The organism is Bifidobacterium callitrichos DSM 23973 (assembly GCF_000741175.1).
GTDB classification, from domain to species: Bacteria; Actinomycetota; Actinomycetes; order Actinomycetales; family Bifidobacteriaceae; genus Bifidobacterium; species Bifidobacterium callitrichos.
On the sequence record NZ_JGYS01000022.1, the window covers coordinates 1 to 18,792 of the forward strand.

Genomic DNA, 18,792 nt, shown 5'->3' on the forward strand with positions numbered 1-18,792 from the left:
TCCCGCCTGCGACGCTCGTTGGCGACGACGCGCGCCGCCTCGGCCAGCTCCCGTTCGATCGAGGGCGATCCCCGCGGCGGCGCGGACGGGCGTTCTCACGCGCATGGTCGCGCGCCTCCTTGCGCTCGCCGGCGACGGAGCCGGGAGTCGGGAACCAGCGCAACTGCACGAGCGTCTGCGCGAGGTTCCATAGGTTGTTCATCATCCAGTAGAGCAGCACGCCGAACGGGAGCGTGAACCCGGAGATGACGTAGATCGCGGGGAACAGGAACGCGGTCATCCGCTGCGTGCGGAACTGCGGCGATTCCATCGTCTCGCGCGGCGTGTTGCGGTGGATGAGGATCCATTGCATCGCGAACATCGTCAGGCACATGATCGCGACGACCGTGACGATGACGGCGCGCGAGCCATCGCCCGACGCCGTGCCGAACGATTCGGACAGGCGTACGCCGGCGATCGACGACGATTCGACGTCGTCCGCGAGCGCCCGGTCGAGTCCGCCGAGCGGCTCGGACGCACCGGACGCGATGGCCGGCAGCGATTGCAGCACATAGTAGAGGGAGCACAGGATCGGCGCCTGGATGAGCGCCGGCATGCACGAGCCAAGCGGGTTGGCGCCGGACTCCTGCTGCAACGCCATGATCTCGCGCTGCATCGCCTCCTTGGAACGCGGGTCGCTGTGCGAGGCGTACTTGCGTTGGATGCGTTGGATCCTGGGCTGGATGGCCTGCATGGCGCGCATGCCGTGCATCTGTCGGACGAACAGCGGGATCAGGCATACGCGGATGACGACGACGAGGCACATGACCGCGAGACCCCATGCGGTGCCGGGGCCGTCGGGCATGCCGAGGGCGGTGAACAGGGTGTGGATGAGGGTGAGCAGCTGGGCGATGACCCATTCGATGGGTCGCAGCACCTGAAACAGGAAATTCATGGGATTCATGGGAAAACGCTTCTCCGATGCAAAGGACAAAAGGATCTGAACCGTTGGCGAACCGACGAAATGGGTCGGCGGGAATATGGCCTGTGCCGCGGCGCAAGCCATGCCGGGCAAGGCGAAAAATCACAGAGAAATGTTCAGATCCGAGGATCGGGAAGCGTATAGCGCGCCCAGCTGGGCACCCACTGCGGGCGCGACCATGAGCGCACGGCGTTCATCACGCGGGTGTCGAAGCGGAAATCACGCGGTAACGGCCGACGTGCGGCGATGGCGCCCGACGAAACGGACACGCATACGACGCGGCATACCGCAGCCGCGAGGACGGTGACGACACACGAGACCACCAGCGCGGCGATCAGGGTCAGACCGGAGGCATGCGGCGCAATCACACGGAAGGCGATCTCGAAGGCGACGGCGGGCAGCAGGAACACCGCGAAGACGGCGAACAGCATCAGGTACGCGGCATAGCCCAGCCGCGTGCTCACCCTGATGCCGTCCATGCCTGTCGTGCCCTCCATCCGATTGCCTGATTGTCCGACCACCCGATTCGATCGACGCCGCCCAGTATACGCCTACAGGTCGCGCGGGGCGTTGCGGAAGTCGAAGAGGACGCCGTCGGCGAGCTCGCAGATCTCGGGCCAGTCGGCGTCGGAGGAGTCGTCGTGCATGGCCCAGACCGTCATGCCGACGGACTTGGCGGAGCGGATGGCGACGAGCAGATCCTCGAAGACCGTGCAGTCGGCGGGTTCGACGCCGAGACGGCGTGCGGCGAGCAGGTAGACGTCCGGACGGTCCTTGCCGACGTCGTTGGCATCGTCGACGGAGACGATCTCGTCGAACAGGTCGAGCATGCCGACGTGGCCCAGCGCCGGTTCGCGCAGGCGCGGCGGCAGGGAGGTCGCGACTCCAAGGCGCACGCCGCGGGACTTGAGCTCCCTCAGGTAGTCGAGCGCGCCGGGCTTGGCCTCGACCTGCGTGGCGTAGGCGACGCGAGCCATCTCGTCCCACTCGTCCATGAGCTGCTCCGGCGTGTCGTTGAGACCAAACCGCGCGATCGTGTATTCGGCGATCTGCCGGAACTGCATCGGCGCGACCTTGGCCATGTAGTCGTCGGGCACGGGGATGCCGCGGCGGGCGAGGAAGTCGATGTCGACCTGATCCCATACGCCCATCGAGTCGAGGAGCGTGCCGTCCAGATCGAAGATCGCGGCCTTGCGCGATCCCCTGTTATCAGCAGTGGTCATAGATCGCTCTCCTTGAGCAGTTCGCGGGCGTGGTCGAGGGATGCCTCGGATTCGGAGCCGGAGAGCATGCGGGCGATCTCGCGCACGCGGGCATCGTCGCGCACCTCGGCGACGGTGGTGACGACGCCGATCGCGTCATCGTCGGCGTCCGGCGGCTCCTTGGTGACGACGAACTGCGCGTCCGCCCAGGAGGCGACCTGCGCCAGATGGGTGACGACGATGACCTGCGAGCTTGCGGCGAGACGGGCGAGGCGACGCCCCAGTTCGACGGCCGTCTTGCCGCCGACGCCGGCGTCGACCTCGTCGAAGATGAACGTCATGTCGGCGTTCGCCACGCCATCATGTCCGGCGCGCATGTCCGCGGCGGACAGCTCCATCGCGAGCATCAGACGGCTCAGCTCGCCGCCGGACGCGCTCTTGCCCATCGGCCTTTCGGGCGCGCCCTCGTACGCGGTGAACAGGAACGCGATGTCGTCGCCGCCGTTCGCGTCGAGCGGATCATCACCTTCACGCGGAGTGACGGCGATGCGCAGCGACGCGCCGTCCATCGCAAGCGAGGACAGCTCCCCAGTGACGCGCGAGGCGAGTTCGTCGGCGGCCGCTTGCCGCGCCCGTCCGAGCTCGCCGGCGGCCGCGAGCGCGGCATGGTAGAGCCGCGTGCGCTCGCCCTCCAGTTCGGCGAGCTTCTCCGGGGATGCGTCGAGGTCCTCGATGTCGAAGACGGCCTTGTCGCGCCATGCGATGACGTCCTCGATGGTCGGCCCCCAGCGGCGGGTGAGCTCGTCGAGGTCGTGGATGCGGGCGTTCAGCGTGTCGAGGTCGACGTCGCCGAGATCCTCGTCCAAATGGCCGGACAGGGAGAACACGACGTCCGCGAGGTCGGCGTTGAGCGATTCGAGCCGATCGGCGAGTTCGGTGAAATCGCCGGAGGCGTGGATGGCGCGCAGCGCCTGCGCGGCCTGCAGCAGCTGTTCGGAGGCGCCGACGGTTTCGGGGTCGCCGTCGAAGCCTACCTGTCCGGGGTCGAGGGCTGCGAGCGCACGGGAGACCCCTTCGGCGATGTCGGCGGCGTTCTCGATCCGATCGCGCTTGGCCTTGAGCTCCTCGATCTCGCCGGGGTGCGGGTCGGTCTCGTTGATGCGCGCGATGGATTCGCGCAGGTAGTCGGCCTGTTGCCGGGCGGAGGACTCCTGCGAGCGCAGGCGTTCGAGGCGGTCGTCCATGTCCGTCAGGGCGCCGAACGCCGTGCGGTAGGCCGCGAACTCCGCCTCGTCCGCGGCGACGTGGTCGAGGAACTCCCGCTGACGTGCCTGCGAGGCGATCCGCAGCTGTTCGGCCTGACCGTGGATGGTGACGAGGCGCCCGGCGACCTTCGCCAGTACGGAGCGCGGCACGGTCTTGCCGCCGAGTACGGCGCGGGAGCGGCCGTGGACCGGCACGGTGCGGGCGAGGAAGAGTTCGTCGTCCTCCGGTTCGACGCCGGCCTGACGTGCGATCGCCGCGGCGTCGAGCGAGTCGTCGTCCTCACCCTCCCCCGTGCCGTTCGCGGACGTGTCCCCGGACGGCGACAACGCGAAGATACCCTGCGCCCATGCCTTGTCGGCGCCGGGCGAGACGCGCTTGGCATCGGCCGGACCGCCGGAGATCAGCGAGAGGGCCGACAGCAGCATCGACTTGCCGGCACCGGTCTCGCCGGTGATCGCGGTCATGCCCGCGGCCGGCGCGATGATCGCGGAACGGATGGGGCCGAGCGAGCGGATGGAGAGCTCCTCAAGCATCAGCTGACATCCTCCGATCGGGTTTTCTGCCCGTGGGCGGCCTGTTCTCGCCATCCGACGACCGGCAGGTCGAACTTGGTGACGAGCCGGTCGGTGAACGGCGCGCCGGAGAGCCTCGCAAGCCGCAGCGTCCCGCGCGAGGCGCGCACGTCGACGCGCGTGCCCTTCGGCAGGGCGCGCTGGCGGCGGCCGTCGCAGCAGATCCAGCCGTCGGACATCGAATCGTCGAGGATGGTCATCGTGAACGTGGAGTCGGCGCCGATGATCAGGGGCCGCGCGAACAGGGCGTGCGCGGCGAGCGGCACGAGCTGGAGGGCCTTCACGTTCGGCCACATGATCGGCCCTCCCGCGGAGAACGCGTACGCGGTGGATCCGGTGGGCGTCGAGACGATGACGCCGTCGGCGCCGAACGAGCTCATCTCCACGCCGTCGACGCTGATGGACAGTTCGACCATCTTGCCGCGGTCGGCGCGTTCGAGCGTGATGTCGTTCAGCGCCCAGTTCTCGATCGGCCTGTCGGCGCCGGGCAGCCACACGTCCACGTGGGCGATCATGCGCTCGTCGATCGAATAGTCACGTTCGGCGATGCGTCGGATCGCCTCGTCCATCTGGAAGCTCTCGAACTCGGCGAGGAAGCCGACATGCCCCATGTTGACGCCGATGATGGGCGTGCGCGTGCAACGCACGAGTTCGGCGGCGCGCAGGATCGTGCCGTCACCGCCGAGCACGACGACGATCTCGGTGTCCTCCCCCACGACCGGCGGCTGCACGTCGAACGCGGGCGGCTCGAGGTTGTCGACGATTCTGACCTCGAAGCCGGCGTCGCGCAGCTGGCCGACCGCTTCGGACACCACCGTGCCGCTTTGACGCAATCTGGTGTGAGTCACCACCACCGCATGACGGACACCGGCCATCGCATCCCCTTTTCCCGTGAAGCACGTCAAGAATTCGGACAAATGTTTCAATACGCCTCAATCCTAACCGACGCGAGCGAAGAGCGGAACACGCTGGCCGGGATGTTGTTGCCTATCACCTCGCCGGCACCAGGCAGACGCAGCCAACGCACGGTGGGGAGCATGGGGCATACAATGCGAGGCGTAAGGAATCCGTTAGCAAGGTGCATCGCGCACGCCGCGCGAGAGGGAGACGAATGACGAACCCCGTCTTTGACGAATCCTCCTCGAACCGCGAATCCTCGCGCGGCTTCGCCTGGTGGTTCTCCGGCAATTCGTTCGCGAAGGCCGCCGACGAGGACCGGCGCACGCACGCACGCGGCTTCGTCCAGCACATGGTCTCCCGCCCGGGGCAGCTGACCATACTGTACTTCCTCGTGCTGGTGGTCGTCTCGACCACCCTGCTCATGATCCCGCCGTCCACGCCGAGGGGCGAGACGACGACGTTCTCGACCGCGCTGTTCACCGCCGTCTCCGCACTGTCGACATGCGGCATCTCGATCGTCAACTCGACGACGCACTGGACGCTGTTCGGACAGGCGGTGCTGCTCGTCTCCGTCCAGCTCGGCGGCATCGGCGTGATGACGTTCGCCTCGCTGATCACGCTGGCGATCAACCGGCATATGAAGGCGGCGCAGCGGCTGCTGACCGCCACCGAACTCGGCACCACGAAGCTCAGCGAGATCCGGGGCGTGCTGAGCGTGGTCCTCACCGTCTCCCTGATGATCGAGGCGATCACGTTCGTGGCGCTGTTCCCGGGCCTGCTCAACGTCAATTCGGGCGACTGGCGCAAGTCCCTGTGGGAGTCGCTGTTCTTCGCGGTCATGTCGTACAACAACGCGGGCTTCACGCCGGACAACGCGGGCCTGCACGTCAACAGCTGGGGCGTGGGACTGCCGATCATGATGTCCGCGTTCTGCGGCACGCTCGGCTTCCCGGTGATCCTCAACCTGATCCGCTGCGGCCGCAGTCATCTGCCGCCGCGCAAGTGGAGCCTGCACACGAAGATCACCCTGATGGGCACATTCCTGATCGTGGCGCTCTCCCTGACCTGGTTCCTCCTGGTCGAATGGGACAATCCGTTCCTGTTCAAGGACGCGGACGTCAACACGCGCATGCGGTACGCGATGGTCGCGGCCGTCATGCCCCGCTCCTCCGGATTCGACCTGACATGGGTGCCGCAGGTGAGCGAGCCGACGAAGGTGTTCATGAGCGCGATCATGTTCATCGGCGGCGGCAGCACGTCGACGGCCGGCGGCATCCGCGTGACGACGTTCGCGATCATCCTGCTCGTATGCCGCGCCTCGTTCACCGGGCGCAGGGACGTCAACGCGTTCCGCAGACGCATCCACACGCGCGTGGCGATGACGGCGGTGAGCATCACCACCACGTGTCTGATGCTGGTGTTCGTCTGCTCGCTGGCGCTGATGCTGGTCTCCGGCGCGTCGCTAACCGACGCGCTGTTCGACTCCTGCTCGGCGTTCGGGCTGGGCGGGTATACGGTGGGTGTTGCACGCGAGGACAATCCGGCGGCGCTGGCCATTCTCGCCGCCGCGATGGTCGTCGGCCGTCTGGGGCCGATGACGATCGCCTATTCGATCAGCCGTCCGCGATCGCCCGAGGCGATACGATATCCAAGCGAAACGGTGGTGGTCGGATGACGGACGACGGAACCTGGCTGACGAGACTGGTCGGAAGGATCCAAGGGACTTCAGGCAAGGCACAGGGCAAACCACGAGGAAAGGGGCAACCGATGGCGAAGACAGGCAAGAGCGTGCTGGTCGTGGGGCTGGGACGCTTCGGCAGCGCGGTGGCGACGACGCTTGACGCGGTGGGTCAGGACGTGCTCGCCGTGGACAAGGATCCGGAGCTGGTGGCACGCTGGTCGGCCCGCCTGCCCGTGATCCAGGCGGACATGACCGACGTGCAGGCCATCGAGCAGATCGACGCCTCCCAGTTCGACACGGCGGTCGTCGCGATCGGCGACAGCGTCGAGGCGTCGGTGATCACCACCGGCAACCTGCTCGACGCCGGCGTGATCGACCTGTGGGCGAAATCCGTGTCCGTGGAGCATGCGCGCATCCTGCAGCGCATCGGCGCCCGGCACATCATCAACGCCGAGACCGACGCCGGCAAGCGCGTGGGTCATCTGGTCTCCGGCAACTACCTCGACTACATCGAGATCGAGGGCGCGCACACGGTCGTCAAGATCCACACGCCCTCGCATGTGGCCGGCAAGTCGATCGAGGATGCGAAGGTGCACGAGCGCTACGGCATCACCGTGGTCGGCATCAAATCGCCGGGCAGGGAGTTCCAGTACGGCTCCAAGGAGCTCATCATGCACCGCAACGACGAGCTGGTGCTCATGGGCAAGGAGGATCAGATCGACAAGTTCATCCGGGGGTGACGACCGCTTTTTCACGCGGGGGCCGGCTCCCCTGACAAGGGGAGCCAAGGGAATACGTCCACTCTTGCAGGGACTATCCGACGGAGACGGCCTCCTGTGGGTAGTGGATGACGGTGTCGTCCTCGGAACGGGTCTTGTTGATCGCGTAGGCGATGGTCATCGGACCGATGCGGCCGAACGCCATCACCACGGCGAGGATGTAGAGCGACGTCGTGCTGCCGGCGTCGGCGACCCCCAGCGTGTATCCGCCGAGACTGAACGCGGAGCACGTCTCAAACAGCGTGTCGGTCAGCGATCGTCCGGTCACCTGCATCAGGGCGATCGAGGCGACGAGCACCACCGTCGCGCAGGACATCGTCACGCTCACCGCGGTTTTGAGCACTCGGTCCGGGATATGGCGGTGGAACGCGTTCACCTCGCCGCGTCCGCGGAACGTCGAGATCATCGTCATCACCAGCAGGACGAACGTGGTCACGCGGATGCCACCGGCCGTGGATGAGCTGCCGCCGCCGATGAACATGATCAGACACATGTACACCTTCGTGGTCTCGCTCACCTGCGGCACCCACGACAGGTCGAAGCCGGATGTGCGCGGCGCCACGGCCACGGACAGCGCGCCGCGCAGACGGGTGGGCACGTCCGCATTGCCGAACAGGAACGGGTTGTTCCACTCGTCGAGCAGGAACCACGCCAGCGAGACGCCGACGATGATGAACGTCGCCGACAGCGTGATCTTCGTGTTGAGCGTCCAGAACCGCGGACGGATCCGGTAGCGGAACGAACGCAGCAGATCGAGGATCACCGGGAAGCCGAGCGTGCCGCAGAAGGCGCTGATCAGAATCGGCAGGCCGACGCCCCAATGGTCGACGTGCAGACCGGCCGCATCCGGAGTGAACCCGGTGTTGTTGAACGCGGCGACCGCGTAGAAGAGCGATTCCCACGCCGTGCGCCGCCATCTAAAATCGTTGAGCTGCAGGAGCGGGGGGAACAGCACGAGGAAGGTGATGAACTCCATGAGGACCGTGGTGCCGAGCACGATGGACAGCACGCCGCGCGTCTCGCCGATCTTCGAGGTGCCGAGCTCGTGAGCCGTCACCAGCTGCTGGGAGACGCGCAGCCGCTGGTTGGTGACGATCATGATGAGGGATGCGAACGTCATCACGCCGATGCCGCCCATCTGGATGGCGATGAGGATGATGGCCTGACCGAAGATCGTCCAATGCTCGGTCATGTCGACCACCGGAATGCCGCAGGTCGACAACGCGGAGATCGCGGTGAAGAACGCCACATGAAACGAGGTCGATCCCTCCTGGCGAGAGGATGCGGGCAGGAGGAGCAGCATGGTGATGGTGAACGTCAGCAGACCGAAATAGCTGATGGTGAGGGTGCCGGGCCGCGCCAGCATCCGTTCGCGCAACGGCTCGCGGTGCTGCGAACGGCGGCTCCCCGCCCCGTCTGCCAATCCCAGGGACAATCCCGAGGAGAACCACCATGACAGTCCTCGGGATGTGTCGCCGTTCGCCTCGCTCTCATCGAAATCATGGTCGGACATGGCTCCATCGTGACTCGAGGCGTGGATGAAGAGGCCGGACCGGGGTTCGTCAGGAGCGGCAGACGGCGTAGAGCAGCCATTCGGCGTTGCCGTGGGTGCCTTCGATGGGGCTTGGGACCGTCGCCACGACGTCGAGCCCGTGTTCGCGCGCGCATGCGACGATGTCGTCGAGCGCCTGTCTGCGCAGGGCCTCGCTTTCGACGATGCCATGCCGGTCGAGTCCCTCGCGGCCGACCTCGAACTGCGGTTTGACGAGCAGCACGACGCGCGCACCCGGTGCGGCTATGCGGGCGATCACCGGAATCACGTACTTGAGGGAGATGAAGGAGACGTCGGAGACGATCATCGCCGGACGGTAGGGCAGGTCGTCGACCTCGACGTCGCGGATGTTGACGCCGCTCATCTCGATGACGCGCGCATCGCCTGCGACACGCGGGTCGAGCTGGCCGTGGCCGACGTCGAGCGCGATGACATGCGCGGCGCCGCGGCGCAACAGCACCTGTGTGAATCCGCCGGTGGATGCACCGATGTCAAGACAGTCGAGACCCGTGGGGTCGGCAAGGCCCTCGGCCGCGAACCGGTCGAAGGCGCCGACGAGCTTGTACGCGCCTCGCGAGACGTAGTCGTCGCCCTTGTCGACGACGATGCGCATGCGAGGCGTATCGCCGTCAGCGGACGACGTGTCGGCGCCACCAGCAGTGGCGGCGGCGCCGACCGCGAACGACGGCTTGGTCACGACCCTGCCGTCGACGGTGACCTTGCCGGCCCTGATGAGCCGCTGCGCCTTGGAGCGCGAGTCGACCACTCCCCCGGCGACGAGCCACAGGTCGAGTCGGTCGGGCATGTCGGGCATGTCGCCGGCCGGGCCGGACGCGTTGAATTCGACGTCACCCATGGTGCGCACCCCGCCCGTGGGACGCATCCGGACCGCTGCCGATCGCGTCGAGTTCGTGCTGCAGATCGTCGAGCACGCCGCGCAGCGCGTCGATGCGTCGATCGTCATCCATGCTTCCGATGTCGGCGAGCTGCGGGAACCGTTCGATCAGCGGATCCCGCAGCGACCGTTCGTCGTCGGGGTTGGCGGGAGTCACGCTCACAGCGAGAACTCCGGCAGGTCGATCGCGCTCATGTCCGTGCCCGAGTCGGCGGCCTGCCATGCGGCGCAGACGGCGGCGCGCAGCGCGTCGACCGAGGTCGCGTCGCAGACGGTGATCGTACCGGAGGCGGCGTCGAACGCGGCGCTCGCCTCGCCACACGTCCAGCGGCCGCCGCCCTGATCGACGGGCTCGGGCATGACCTCGCCCAGCGCACGCAGATCCGGCGCGATGTAGGTGGGGCGCAGATGCGCGGGGCGCGAGCATGAGCTCGTGCGGGTTGGTGACGCCGGTGAGTACCGCGAGCGAATCGTAGCCGCCGCGGTTGCCCGCCTCGATGTCGGTGTCGAGACGATCGCCGATCGCGATCGAATGCTCCTTGGGCACGAGATCGAAGCCCTCGGAGGCGTTGAGCTCGCGCGCCTCGTCGTACATGAACGATTCCGGCTTGCCGGCGGAGGCGACCGGTTCGACGCCGGTGGCGGCGATCACGGCGCGGATCATCGAACCGCAGCCCGGGGCGATGCCGAGCTCGCGCGGAATCGTCAGGTCGCGGTTGGTCACGAAGTACGTGGCGCCCGCCTCGACCGCAAACGCGGCGTTGGCCATCATCTGCCAGGTCATCTCCGGGAACCATCCCTGGATGACGGCGGTCGGATGCGCCTGCGGGTCGTCGGTGACGACGAGACCGGCGCGGGTGACCTCCTCGCGCAGGTGCTCGGCGCCGACGACCAGCACCGTGGAGCCGGCGGGCACGGCCTTGGCGACCATGCGCGCGGCCACCACGGACGAGGTGATGACCTGCCAGGGTTCGACGTCGAGGTCGAAGCCCCTGAGCTGTTCGGCGACGACCCTCTGGAAACGCGACGAGTTGTTCGTCGTGTACTCGATGGTCATGCCGGCACGTTCGGCCGCACGGATCGAGTCGGCGGCGTATTCGACCGGGTTCTTGCCACGGTAGACCACGCCGTCAAGGTCGAGCAGCGCAAGCTGGTAGGCCTCGGCGAGCGGCTTCGTGGTGCCTTTGAGCAATCGCGTCGTCATGCCGGTCTCGCTCACGCCTCGGTCTGCTCGGTCGACTCGGCCGGCTCGGCCGTCTCGGAGGATTCCGCCTCGGCGTGCTCCTCGACCTTCTCCGTCTCGTCGGATTCGGGCTCGTCGTCCGATTCGGCGCCGTCCACGGCCTCCTCGGCCGGGGCCTGCGTCTCGTCCTCGTCGGCGGATTCGCCGTCGACGCTCTCGGCCGACTCGTCGCCATGGTTGGCGTCGTCCTCGGACTCGTCCTCGGGCGCGTATTCGGCATCCTCCTCGGTGATGCCGAGCTTCTCGAGGATCTCCGGATCCTCCAGATGCTCCAGATCGTGGTCGATGACCACGTCGTCGCTCTCCTCGTCCTCGTCGAAGTCGGCGTACTGGTCCTCGAGCTTCTCAATGACCTGATCGAGGTCGATGGCCTCGTCGTTGCGTCCGGCCTCCTCGAGGAACAGCTGCTCGGCCTGCAGCGCACGCATGCGGTAGGCGCCCGGCAGACCCTTGGAACGGCCGAGGGTGTGCACGATCTCGATGGCCTTGTCCCACAGCTTCAGGTCGGCGAGCGCGCCGGCGTAGACGAGGAACATCTCGGCCTTGGACTCGCCGCGCAGCATCTTGGCGTCGTCGGAGGAGACGATCTCGATGGCCTTCTTCGGGTTGCCGAGACCGCGCTCGCAGTCGGCGATGAACGGCAGGTAGTCGGTGAAGCCGTTCATGCGATACGCGGTGCGGAACTCGCGCAGGGCGAGCTTGTAGTCGCCCTTGCGGTAGGCGATGAAGGCGAGCGTCTCGCGTGCGAAGTCGATGCGGGAGGCCTGCTTGGCGGCCCACTGGGCGTGCTCGAGCGCGGCTTCCGGATCGTCCTCGATGAGCGTGTAGGCGGCCAGGATGTGCAGGCCGATGTTCTCGGCGTGCTCCTTGGACAGGCCGCGCAGACGCTCGCGCTCGTCCTTGGAGAGCATGGCCCACACGAGGCCCTTCGGCATCTTCGGCTCGTTCGGACGACGATCGGTGTACGGGTTCTGCGAGGGGAAGCTCATCGTGCCGTCGGAGTTGCGGCGCGGACGGCTCATGTACTCGGTGCGCTTGTGCTCGCGGTATTCGCGCTTCTCCTCGTCGGTGAACGAACGGCGCTCGGCGTTCTGCTGGTCGCGGTTGCCGCGATCGTCGCGACGGTCGTCGCGCTGGTAGCGCGGGTTGCCGTTGTCGCGACGCGGTCCCTTGCGGAAACCGCCATCCTTGCGGAAACCGCCCTCCTTGCGCGGGCCCTTGTGGAACTCGCGACGCTCGCCGCCCTCACCGGCACCCTCACGACGATCATCACGACGGAAATCGCGATCGCCATCCTTGCGGAAACCGCCCTTGCCGCCGTCACGGCGGAAGCCGCCGCGATCGCCGTCGCGGCGCGGGCCCTTGCGGAAACCGCCCTCCTTGTGGAAGCCGCCGTCCTGGCGCGGACCCTTATGGAACTCGCGACGCTCCTCACCCTCACCGGCACCCTGACGATCCTCACGACGGAAATCGCGATCGCCATCCTTGCGGAAACCGCCGGACTTGTGGAAGTCCTTGCGGAAACCGCCCTTGTGGAAGCCGCCCTCGCCGCCGTCGCGGCCGCCGGACTTGCCGTAGCCGCCGCGGGAGCCGCCGAACGACTTGCCGCCGTTGCCGCGCGGCTTGAAGCCCTTGCCGCCGCGGCCGGACGGACGGCCGGAACCGGAACCTCCGTGACCATAGCCGCCCTTGCGTCCGCCGAACGACTTGCCGGAACGCTCGTTGCCTTCTGCCATGTGTATGCCTTTCCTCGTGTGGATCCGTAATCGAAGAGGGGATCCCCAAACAATCAAATGAAAAACGGTTATGCGGGAAGCGCCATGCAACCGCCGTGGAAGGCGATGCCGCGTCCCCGCATGCAGGCGGTCCCCGATGTTCCACCGGGGACCGCGTATCGGATCAGTGCTTCTCGACGGCGCCGAGGGCCTTCTTGCCTCGGCGGATCAGCGCGAAGCGCCCCTGGAGGAAGTCGCCCTCGCCGAGCACGGCCTCCTCGTCCTCGACGCGCTCGTTGTTGAGGTAGACGCCGCCGGACTTGATCGCGCGGCGCGCCTCGGACGCGGTCTTGAACAGGCCGGCGCTCTGGGCGGCGTCGATCACGCGATCGCCTGCCGCCGCGGACGGGAAGACGTGCTCGCCGTTCTCGTCGACGACCTTGAAGCCGTCGAGCACGGATTCGAGCGTGTCCTCGTCGATCGTGTTCAGGTCGCCGCCGCGGCCGAACAGTGCGGAGGAGGCGTCGATCGCGGCCTGCGTCGCGGCCTCGCCGTGCACGAAGCTGGTGACCTCCCAGGCGAGCGCCTTCTGCGCCTCGCGCTTGCCCGGATTGGTCTTCGACTCCTCGACCAGTCGTTCGATCTCGGCCTTCGGCAGGAAGGTGAACGCCTTGAGCAGGCTCTCCATCTCCACGTCCGGGCGGTTGATCCAGAACTGGTAGAACTTGTACGGCGAGAGCATCGTCGGATCGATCCACACGGCGTTGCCCTCGGACTTGCCGAACTTCTTGCCCTGCGCGTCGGTGATGATCGGGCTGGTGAACACGTTGACGTCCACGCCGCGCACCTTGTGGATCAGGTCCAGACCGGAGGTGAGGTTGCCCCACTGGTCGGAGCCGCCCAGCTCGAGCGTGCAGTGGTATTCGTCGTACAGGTGGAGGAAGTCGTTGCCCTGCAGCACCTGGTAGCTGAACTCGGTGAAGGAGATGCCGTCCTCCGAGTTGAGACGACGGGCCACGGTGTCCTTGGCGAGCATCGTGCCGAGTCGGAAGTTCTTGCCGACATCACGCAGGAAGTCGATGACGTTCATCTGCGCGGTCCAGTCGTAGTTGGACACGAAGCGCACCGGGTTGTCGCCGTCGGTGACGAGGATGCCGCCGATCTGCTTCTTCAGTCTCTCGGCCCAGCCGGCCACCACGTCCTTCGGGTTGAGCGTGCGCTCGCCCGACTGGCGCGGATCGCCGATCAGACCGGTGGCGCCGCCGACCAGGGCGATCGGGTGGTGGCCCGCCGCCTGCAGGTGACGCATGTTGATGAGCTGGACGAGGTTGCCGATGTGCAGGGACGCGGCCGTCGGGTCGAACCCGCAATAATAGGTGATCGGCTCTCCGTTCAATGCCGTCGCGAGTCGATCCCGGTCCGTGGACTGGGAAATCAAACCGCGCCATTCCAGTTCATCGAGCAGGGTGTCGAATCCCGCCTCTTTGAAGTCGATGACGTGAGCCATAACCTTTGTCTCCCTATCGAATTGTGGGCATAATGCGTCTTACAGTGTCGCAGAACAGGCCGACAGCTCCTCGTCAGAGAGACCCGAAAATGTGACGCTACCTGCTGCCCCCGCCGCGACGCAGCTGCCTGAACGCCTCGCGCAGCTGCTCGAGCGTCTCGTTGTTGCGCATGGTGCGCAGCTTCGGGAACGAGGCGATCATACGACGCTGCTGACGGTTGAACACGGAGTCGGCGGTCTCGCGAAGACGCACCATGAATTCGGACGACATCTGCCGGCCGGAGCGCAGGGATTCGCCGACCTTCTCGCCGAACCTGCCCGGCACGCCGTTGAACGCGTCGCCGAATGCATCGGACGCCGCCGACACGACACCGGTGGCGACGCCACCGGCCATGTCTGCCACACCGGACGCGCCGTCGACCATATCGCCGACCTTCTCGCGCATCGCGCCGCTGTACTTGGCGGCAGCCGCTTTGAACCGTTCGAGGCTGTCCTCAAGGTCGATGATGCCGACCACGGTGATGATCGTGTCGGCCACGGTCAGTGCGAACAGCGTGACGAACAGCCAGTGGATCACCATGATCGGGATCATGGCGGTGACGCGCGCGACCTCCGGCTGGACCACGTCGACGATCACCACTCCCCCGACGCCGAAGATCAGCGCGCCGTACAGGCAGATGCGTCCGTTGAGATTGAACGGGAAGTTCGAGTAGTCCCACCAGCGCGCGTGGAACAGCAGCTCCATCGCCCACGAGGTCACGTATTCGAGCAGGCACGCGCCGACGGCCGAGATGACGAACAGGAGGATCGGATTGCGGACCCCGCCGAGCACGACGACGCCCAGCACCGCACCGGTGCCGTAGATCGGGCACAGCGGCCCGTTGAGGAAGCCGCGGTTGACGGGGCGACGCTCCTGAACGGACACGAGGATCGACTCGTACACCCAGCCGCAGAAGCTGTAGAACAGGAACCACAGGAACAGGTATTCGACCGTGAGGATCACGCAGGCACCTCGCCCTTGTTGAACCGATCGAGCGAAAGCGTCTCGCGCGTGGCCGAGAGCTTGTCGGCGATCGTGACGAGATACCCCTCGACGTACCGCGGGGGCGTCGGAGTCATCGGGAACATGTGATTGGCGATCGAATCGCGTTCGATCGCGTTGAGACGGAAGTCCCGCAGTGCGTTGCGCAGGGCGGCGCCACCATGGGTGAAGCCATGCAGGCGGTGTTCGCCGTCGTCCCAATCGTGCCAGTCGTACAGGAAGTAGTCGTGCAGCAGGGCGGCGCGGATCAGTGATTTCAGGTCGACGCGACGCCACAGATGCGCACGGTCGGCGATCCACACCGCAAGGCACGCCACGCGGATCGAATGGGCGAACGTGGAGACGTTGCCATGCTGGAAGCAGCGCCGTTCGATCTGCATGTGCCTGTGTTCGATGACTTCACGGCCGTGTACGGCCACCAGTTCCTGAATCTGCGTACGTGTGAGCAGACGTGCCACGGTTCGGTCCTTTGCGGTTTTGCGATGTGCGGGGATTGCGCGGTCGCTCGACAGTCATATGGAACATGTCGAGCGATGTCAGGACCGATTGTAGGGTCGTCCCGTGGCTCGGGCTTTCATCCCTCGGAACGATTTCCACCGGGCCTTCACCATTTGCGTTCGTGTTGCCCGAAGTCGCCATTCACCGGCGATCGCCCCGCGAGTCGCTTTACGCCAGTCCGTGCGACTCGGCGTATTCGCGGTAGGCGCGGAACCCGCCTTCGAGGCTCGCCACGTCGTAACCGCGGTCGGCGAGGATCTCGGCGACCTCCTCGCTCCACCAGCCCTCGGTGCAGTAGACGACAACCGTGCGCGTCTTCGGCACGGTCCTGAGCACCTTGGCCAGCGGGTCGAGGGGCGCGTTGATGGCCCCCTCGATCGGGCAGGCGGCCACGTCGGCCGGTTCGCGCAGGTCAAGCAGCGTGACGGGTTCTCCTTCTCCCGTCGTTCCCGAGGTGACGATCACGGCGAATTCGGCCGGGCCGATGCGCCGGAACGCCGGTTCGGCGTCCGCCGTATCGACGGCATCGGCATCATTCGCATGCAGCTGCAACGCAATGGACATGTGCTGTTCTTCTTCCCCTTCGTATGGATTCATCCGAAACGTTCGGATCTCAGATCGCGCAGGCCGGCTGGATGTAGTTGTCCGGGTCGAGCGTGGTGATGGTCGGCCTGTCGCCGCACACCGGACAGTCGGGCACGTGATCCGGAAGCGGGACGCGCCGGATGTTCATCGTCAGCGCGTCGACGGTGAGCATGCGTCCGACCAGCGGCTCGCCCACGCCGATGATGAGCTTGAGCGCCTCGGTGGCCTCAAGGCTGCCGATCACGCCGACGACCGCGCCGAGCACGCCCGCCTCGCGGCAGGTCGGCACCTCGCCGGCGGCCGGCATGTCGCCGAAGATGCATCGGTAGCAGGGGCCATGCCCCGGCACGACGGTCATCACCTGACCGGCGAACCCGACGACGCCCGCATGGATGAACGGCCTGCCCGCCAGCACGCAGGCGTCGTTGATGAGGAACTTGGCCGAGAAGTTGTCGGTCGCGTCGATCACCAGATCGTAACGGGCGACGAGATCGGCGATGTTGCCGGCGTCGACCGGCTCGTCGTAGGTCTTGACGGTCACGTCCGGGTTGATCGCGTGAACCGAGGCGGCGGCCGACTCCGCCTTCGGTTCGCCGACGTTCGCGGTGGTGTGGATGATCTGGCGCTGCAGGTTGCTCAGGTCGACCGTATCGCCGTCGACGATGCCGATTCGTCCGACGCCGGCTGCCGCCAGATAGAGCGCGACCGGCGAGCCGAGCCCGCCCGCGCCGACGATGAGGACGCTTGCGGCGAGCAGCCGCTTCTGCCCTGCGACGCCGACGCCGCGCAATATCAGATGACGGGAATACCGTTCGAGCTGTTCGTCCGAGAACGCCATGCCAGATGCCTCCTAATTAATTCGGCTCTCTCAGTGCAGGTAGCCGGTGGTCGGGCTGGACGGCACGGCGTGGCCTTCGGTCACCTTGCCGAGGCCCGACAGGTAGGCCGCACGGCCGGCATCAATCGCATGCTTGAACGCCTCGGCCATGAGCGGGATGTTGCCCGCGGAGGCGACGGCCGTGTACGCCATGACCGCGTCCGCGCCCATCTCCATCGCGTCGCACGCCTGGCTGGGGCGGCCGATGCCGGCGTCGATGATGACCGGCACATGGGCGTTCGCGATGATGATCTCGATGAAGTCGCGCATGCGCAGACCCATGTTGGAGCCGATCAGCGAGCCGAGCGGCATGACCGCGGCGGCGCCGGCCTCCTCGAGCTGACGCGCGGCGATCGGATCGGGGAACATGTACGGCATGACCACGAATCCCTCCTTCGCGAGCATCTCGGTGGCGCGGATCGTCTCGGCGTTGTCCGGCAGGAGGTACTTGGTCTCGTGTTCGATCTCGACCTTGACGAAGTCGGTGTGGCACACCTCGCGGGCGAGGCGGGCGATGCGCACGGCCTCCTCGGCGTTGCGCGCGCCGGACGTGTTCGGCAGGAGCGTGATGCCTTCGGGGATGTAGTCGAGGACGCTGTTCTCGGTGGTGGTCGCGCGGCGCAGCGCCATCGTGACGATCTGCGTGCCGGCGTGCTCGACGGTGGCCTTGATGAGGTTCAGGTCGTAGCGGCCGGAACCGAGGATGAATCGGGACTGGAACTCGTGGCCGCCGAGGTTCAGCGGCTTGTCCTCGACGGGCAGGATCGGCGCGGAGGTGCCGACCGGGTTGACGACCGCCGGCTGCGGCGGCAGTGGCGTAGCTTCGACGGATGCCTCGGTGACCGGATTGATGTTGCTCATGATGTTTCCCTTCATTGCTTTCATTGCCTTCATTGGTGTATTGATATGGTTGCGAGACGCTCTACGCTCATCCGCCCTGGACGAACTGCACGATCTCCATGACGCACTGGTCGTCGAGCATCGTCTCCTCGCGACGCTCGCGCGGGATGATCTCCCCGTTGAGTTCGATGGCCACGCGGCCCGCCCGGTATCCGTGCGCGTCGAGGTATTCGGCGACGCTGACCGGCGCCTCCAACGTGACCTGCTCCCCGTTGACCTGCATATGCTCCACCCCTTTCGGTGTTCGTAGGGCATGCCCTCCATATCTCCTGCGGCAGCCATGCGTGGCACGGCGACCGCATGAGCCGGTATGACCGGTATGAAAAAGGGCGCACGAATGTAAGCCGTACCCTAAGTGGTGCGCCCATCCATGTGCCCTGACATGCGACCATGCGTGCGCCGGATTCGCAGCCGGACGAGTAACGACCGCGGATCCCGCGCTCGCATGGCTAGATTATGAGTTGTTCAGTTATGGGTCTTTCGGCGAACGATCCGCGTTCCGACTGAGTCGAGGAACCGGCCCCGTATGATCGGATGCACGGCAGGAAATCATGAACAACGATTCCTTACGGCGGCATGACCCGCGTCAAGTTCCCCGGTCGAAGCTTCGCACTTCC

General features: G+C 66.4%; 18 protein-coding genes and 1 pseudogene. 2 read left to right on the plus strand and 17 right to left on the minus strand.

All coding sequences use genetic code 11. The features are described from left to right. The 5 genes from yidC to BCAL_RS10005 all read right to left on the minus strand — a co-directional run. Positions 1 to 934: membrane protein insertase YidC (gene yidC, locus BCAL_RS09985; RefSeq protein ID WP_238549686.1), on the minus strand; the 934-nt coding region annotated here is incomplete at its 3' end. Between the two features lie 143 nt (positions 935 to 1,077). Beyond that, a complete protein-coding gene (locus BCAL_RS09990; RefSeq protein WP_043165443.1) occupies positions 1,078 to 1,440 on the minus strand; it encodes a hypothetical protein in 363 nt (120 codons plus the stop codon). 72 nt (positions 1,441 to 1,512) lie between these two features. After that, the gene (locus BCAL_RS09995) at positions 1,513 to 2,184 is read right to left on the minus strand and encodes an HAD family hydrolase (RefSeq protein ID WP_043165445.1); all 672 of its coding nucleotides are present in this window, start codon (positions 2,182 to 2,184) and stop codon (positions 1,513 to 1,515) included. Next, entirely contained in the window at positions 2,181 to 3,962 is a 1,782-nt protein-coding gene (gene recN, locus BCAL_RS13510; RefSeq protein WP_043165446.1) for a DNA repair protein RecN, read from the minus strand. The genes BCAL_RS09995 and recN overlap by 4 nt, the downstream gene beginning before the upstream one ends. Further along, a complete protein-coding gene (locus BCAL_RS10005; protein ID WP_052119097.1) occupies positions 3,962 to 4,876 on the minus strand; it encodes an NAD kinase in 915 nt (304 codons plus the stop codon). Before BCAL_RS10005 ends, recN begins: the two co-directional genes overlap by 1 nt. A 236-nt stretch (positions 4,877 to 5,112) precedes the next feature. On the opposite strand from BCAL_RS10005, the gene BCAL_RS10010 reads away from it, so the two are divergent. Then, entirely contained in the window at positions 5,113 to 6,576 is a 1,464-nt protein-coding gene (locus BCAL_RS10010; RefSeq protein WP_043165448.1) for a TrkH family potassium uptake protein, read from the plus strand. Positions 6,577 to 6,668: 92 nt separating this feature from the next. Next, positions 6,669 to 7,322 carry a potassium channel family protein gene (locus tag BCAL_RS10015; protein ID WP_043165450.1) on the plus strand — a complete coding sequence of 218 codons (654 nt, stop codon included), beginning with the start codon at positions 6,669 to 6,671 and terminating at the stop codon, positions 7,320 to 7,322. A 73-nt stretch (positions 7,323 to 7,395) separates the two neighbouring features. Here the strand turns inward: BCAL_RS10015 and BCAL_RS10020 are convergent, their stop codons facing one another. The 12 genes and pseudogenes from BCAL_RS10020 to thiS all read right to left on the minus strand — a co-directional run bounded on the left by BCAL_RS10020 (position 7,396) and on the right by thiS (position 18,398). Beyond that, positions 7,396 to 8,874, minus strand: a complete 1,479-nt coding sequence (locus BCAL_RS10020) for a TrkH family potassium uptake protein (protein ID WP_043165452.1) — start codon at positions 8,872 to 8,874, stop codon at positions 7,396 to 7,398. A gap of 49 nt (positions 8,875 to 8,923) precedes the next feature. Further along, positions 8,924 to 9,769, minus strand: coding sequence for a TlyA family RNA methyltransferase (locus tag BCAL_RS10025; protein ID WP_420796830.1), 846 nt, complete (start codon positions 9,767 to 9,769; stop codon positions 8,924 to 8,926). Continuing rightward, positions 9,762 to 9,971, minus strand: coding sequence for a hypothetical protein (locus BCAL_RS13810; RefSeq protein ID WP_043260107.1), 210 nt, complete (start codon positions 9,969 to 9,971; stop codon positions 9,762 to 9,764). The genes BCAL_RS10025 and BCAL_RS13810 overlap by 8 nt, the downstream gene beginning before the upstream one ends. Beyond that, a pseudogene (locus tag BCAL_RS10035) lies at positions 9,968 to 11,012 on the minus strand (HAD-IIA family hydrolase). The gene BCAL_RS13810 and the pseudogene BCAL_RS10035 overlap by 4 nt, the downstream one beginning before the upstream one ends. A gap of 11 nt (positions 11,013 to 11,023) precedes the next feature. Beyond that, positions 11,024 to 12,787: a tetratricopeptide repeat protein gene (locus BCAL_RS12395; RefSeq protein WP_052119098.1), complete on the minus strand. Its 1,764-nt coding sequence runs from the start codon at positions 12,785 to 12,787 to the stop codon at positions 11,024 to 11,026. A gap of 163 nt (positions 12,788 to 12,950) precedes the next feature. Continuing rightward, positions 12,951 to 14,273 (minus strand): tyrosine--tRNA ligase, encoded by a 1,323-nt coding sequence (gene tyrS, locus BCAL_RS10045; protein WP_043165456.1) that lies wholly within the window; start codon positions 14,271 to 14,273, stop codon positions 12,951 to 12,953. Positions 14,274 to 14,370: 97 nt separating this feature from the next. Beyond that, a complete protein-coding gene (locus BCAL_RS10050; protein ID WP_193350935.1) occupies positions 14,371 to 15,276 on the minus strand; it encodes a putative ABC transporter permease in 906 nt (301 codons plus the stop codon). Beyond that, positions 15,273 to 15,773, minus strand: a complete 501-nt coding sequence (locus tag BCAL_RS10055) for an HD domain-containing protein (RefSeq protein ID WP_140444436.1) — start codon at positions 15,771 to 15,773, stop codon at positions 15,273 to 15,275. The genes BCAL_RS10050 and BCAL_RS10055 overlap by 4 nt, the downstream gene beginning before the upstream one ends. Before the next feature lie 208 nt (positions 15,774 to 15,981). Further along, positions 15,982 to 16,377, minus strand: a complete 396-nt coding sequence (locus BCAL_RS10060) for a rhodanese-like domain-containing protein (protein ID WP_043165458.1) — start codon at positions 16,375 to 16,377, stop codon at positions 15,982 to 15,984. Positions 16,378 to 16,426: 49 nt separating this feature from the next. Then, entirely contained in the window at positions 16,427 to 17,236 is an 810-nt protein-coding gene (gene thiF, locus BCAL_RS10065; protein ID WP_043165459.1) for a thiazole biosynthesis adenylyltransferase ThiF, read from the minus strand. A 30-nt stretch (positions 17,237 to 17,266) separates the two neighbouring features. Further along, positions 17,267 to 18,136, minus strand: coding sequence for a thiazole synthase (locus BCAL_RS10070; protein ID WP_081887440.1), 870 nt, complete (start codon positions 18,134 to 18,136; stop codon positions 17,267 to 17,269). Between the two features lie 67 nt (positions 18,137 to 18,203). Then, positions 18,204 to 18,398, minus strand: a complete 195-nt coding sequence (gene thiS, locus BCAL_RS10075; protein WP_043165460.1) for a sulfur carrier protein ThiS — start codon at positions 18,396 to 18,398, stop codon at positions 18,204 to 18,206. Positions 18,399 to 18,792: the final 394 nt, after the last annotated feature.

Bases quoted from the DNA above. Each gene is read 5' to 3' on its own strand.
- recN (WP_043165446.1), bottom strand. From the start codon at position 3,962: ATGCTTGAGGAGCTCTCCATCCGCTCGCTCGGCCCCATCCGTTCCGCG.
- BCAL_RS10005 (WP_052119097.1), bottom strand. From the start codon at position 4,876: ATGGCCGGTGTCCGTCATGCGGTGGTGGTGACTCACACCAGATTGCGT.
- BCAL_RS12395 (WP_052119098.1), bottom strand. From the start codon at position 12,787: ATGGCAGAAGGCAACGAGCGTTCCGGCAAGTCGTTCGGCGGACGCAAG.
- BCAL_RS09995 (WP_043165445.1), bottom strand. From the start codon at position 2,184: ATGACCACTGCTGATAACAGGGGATCGCGCAAGGCCGCGATCTTCGAT.
- BCAL_RS09990 (WP_043165443.1), bottom strand. From the start codon at position 1,440: ATGGACGGCATCAGGGTGAGCACGCGGCTGGGCTATGCCGCGTACCTG.
- BCAL_RS10010 (WP_043165448.1), top strand. From the start codon at position 5,113: ATGACGAACCCCGTCTTTGACGAATCCTCCTCGAACCGCGAATCCTCG.
- thiF (WP_043165459.1), bottom strand. From the start codon at position 17,236: ATGGCGTTCTCGGACGAACAGCTCGAACGGTATTCCCGTCATCTGATA.
- thiS (WP_043165460.1), bottom strand. From the start codon at position 18,398: ATGCAGGTCAACGGGGAGCAGGTCACGTTGGAGGCGCCGGTCAGCGTC.
- BCAL_RS10060 (WP_043165458.1), bottom strand. From the start codon at position 16,377: ATGTCCATTGCGTTGCAGCTGCATGCGAATGATGCCGATGCCGTCGAT.
- BCAL_RS10020 (WP_043165452.1), bottom strand. From the start codon at position 8,874: ATGTCCGACCATGATTTCGATGAGAGCGAGGCGAACGGCGACACATCC.
- BCAL_RS10015 (WP_043165450.1), top strand. From the start codon at position 6,669: ATGGCGAAGACAGGCAAGAGCGTGCTGGTCGTGGGGCTGGGACGCTTC.
- tyrS (WP_043165456.1), bottom strand. From the start codon at position 14,273: ATGGCTCACGTCATCGACTTCAAAGAGGCGGGATTCGACACCCTGCTC.
- BCAL_RS10025 (WP_420796830.1), bottom strand. From the start codon at position 9,769: ATGGGTGACGTCGAATTCAACGCGTCCGGCCCGGCCGGCGACATGCCC.
- BCAL_RS10070 (WP_081887440.1), bottom strand. From the start codon at position 18,136: ATGAGCAACATCAATCCGGTCACCGAGGCATCCGTCGAAGCTACGCCA.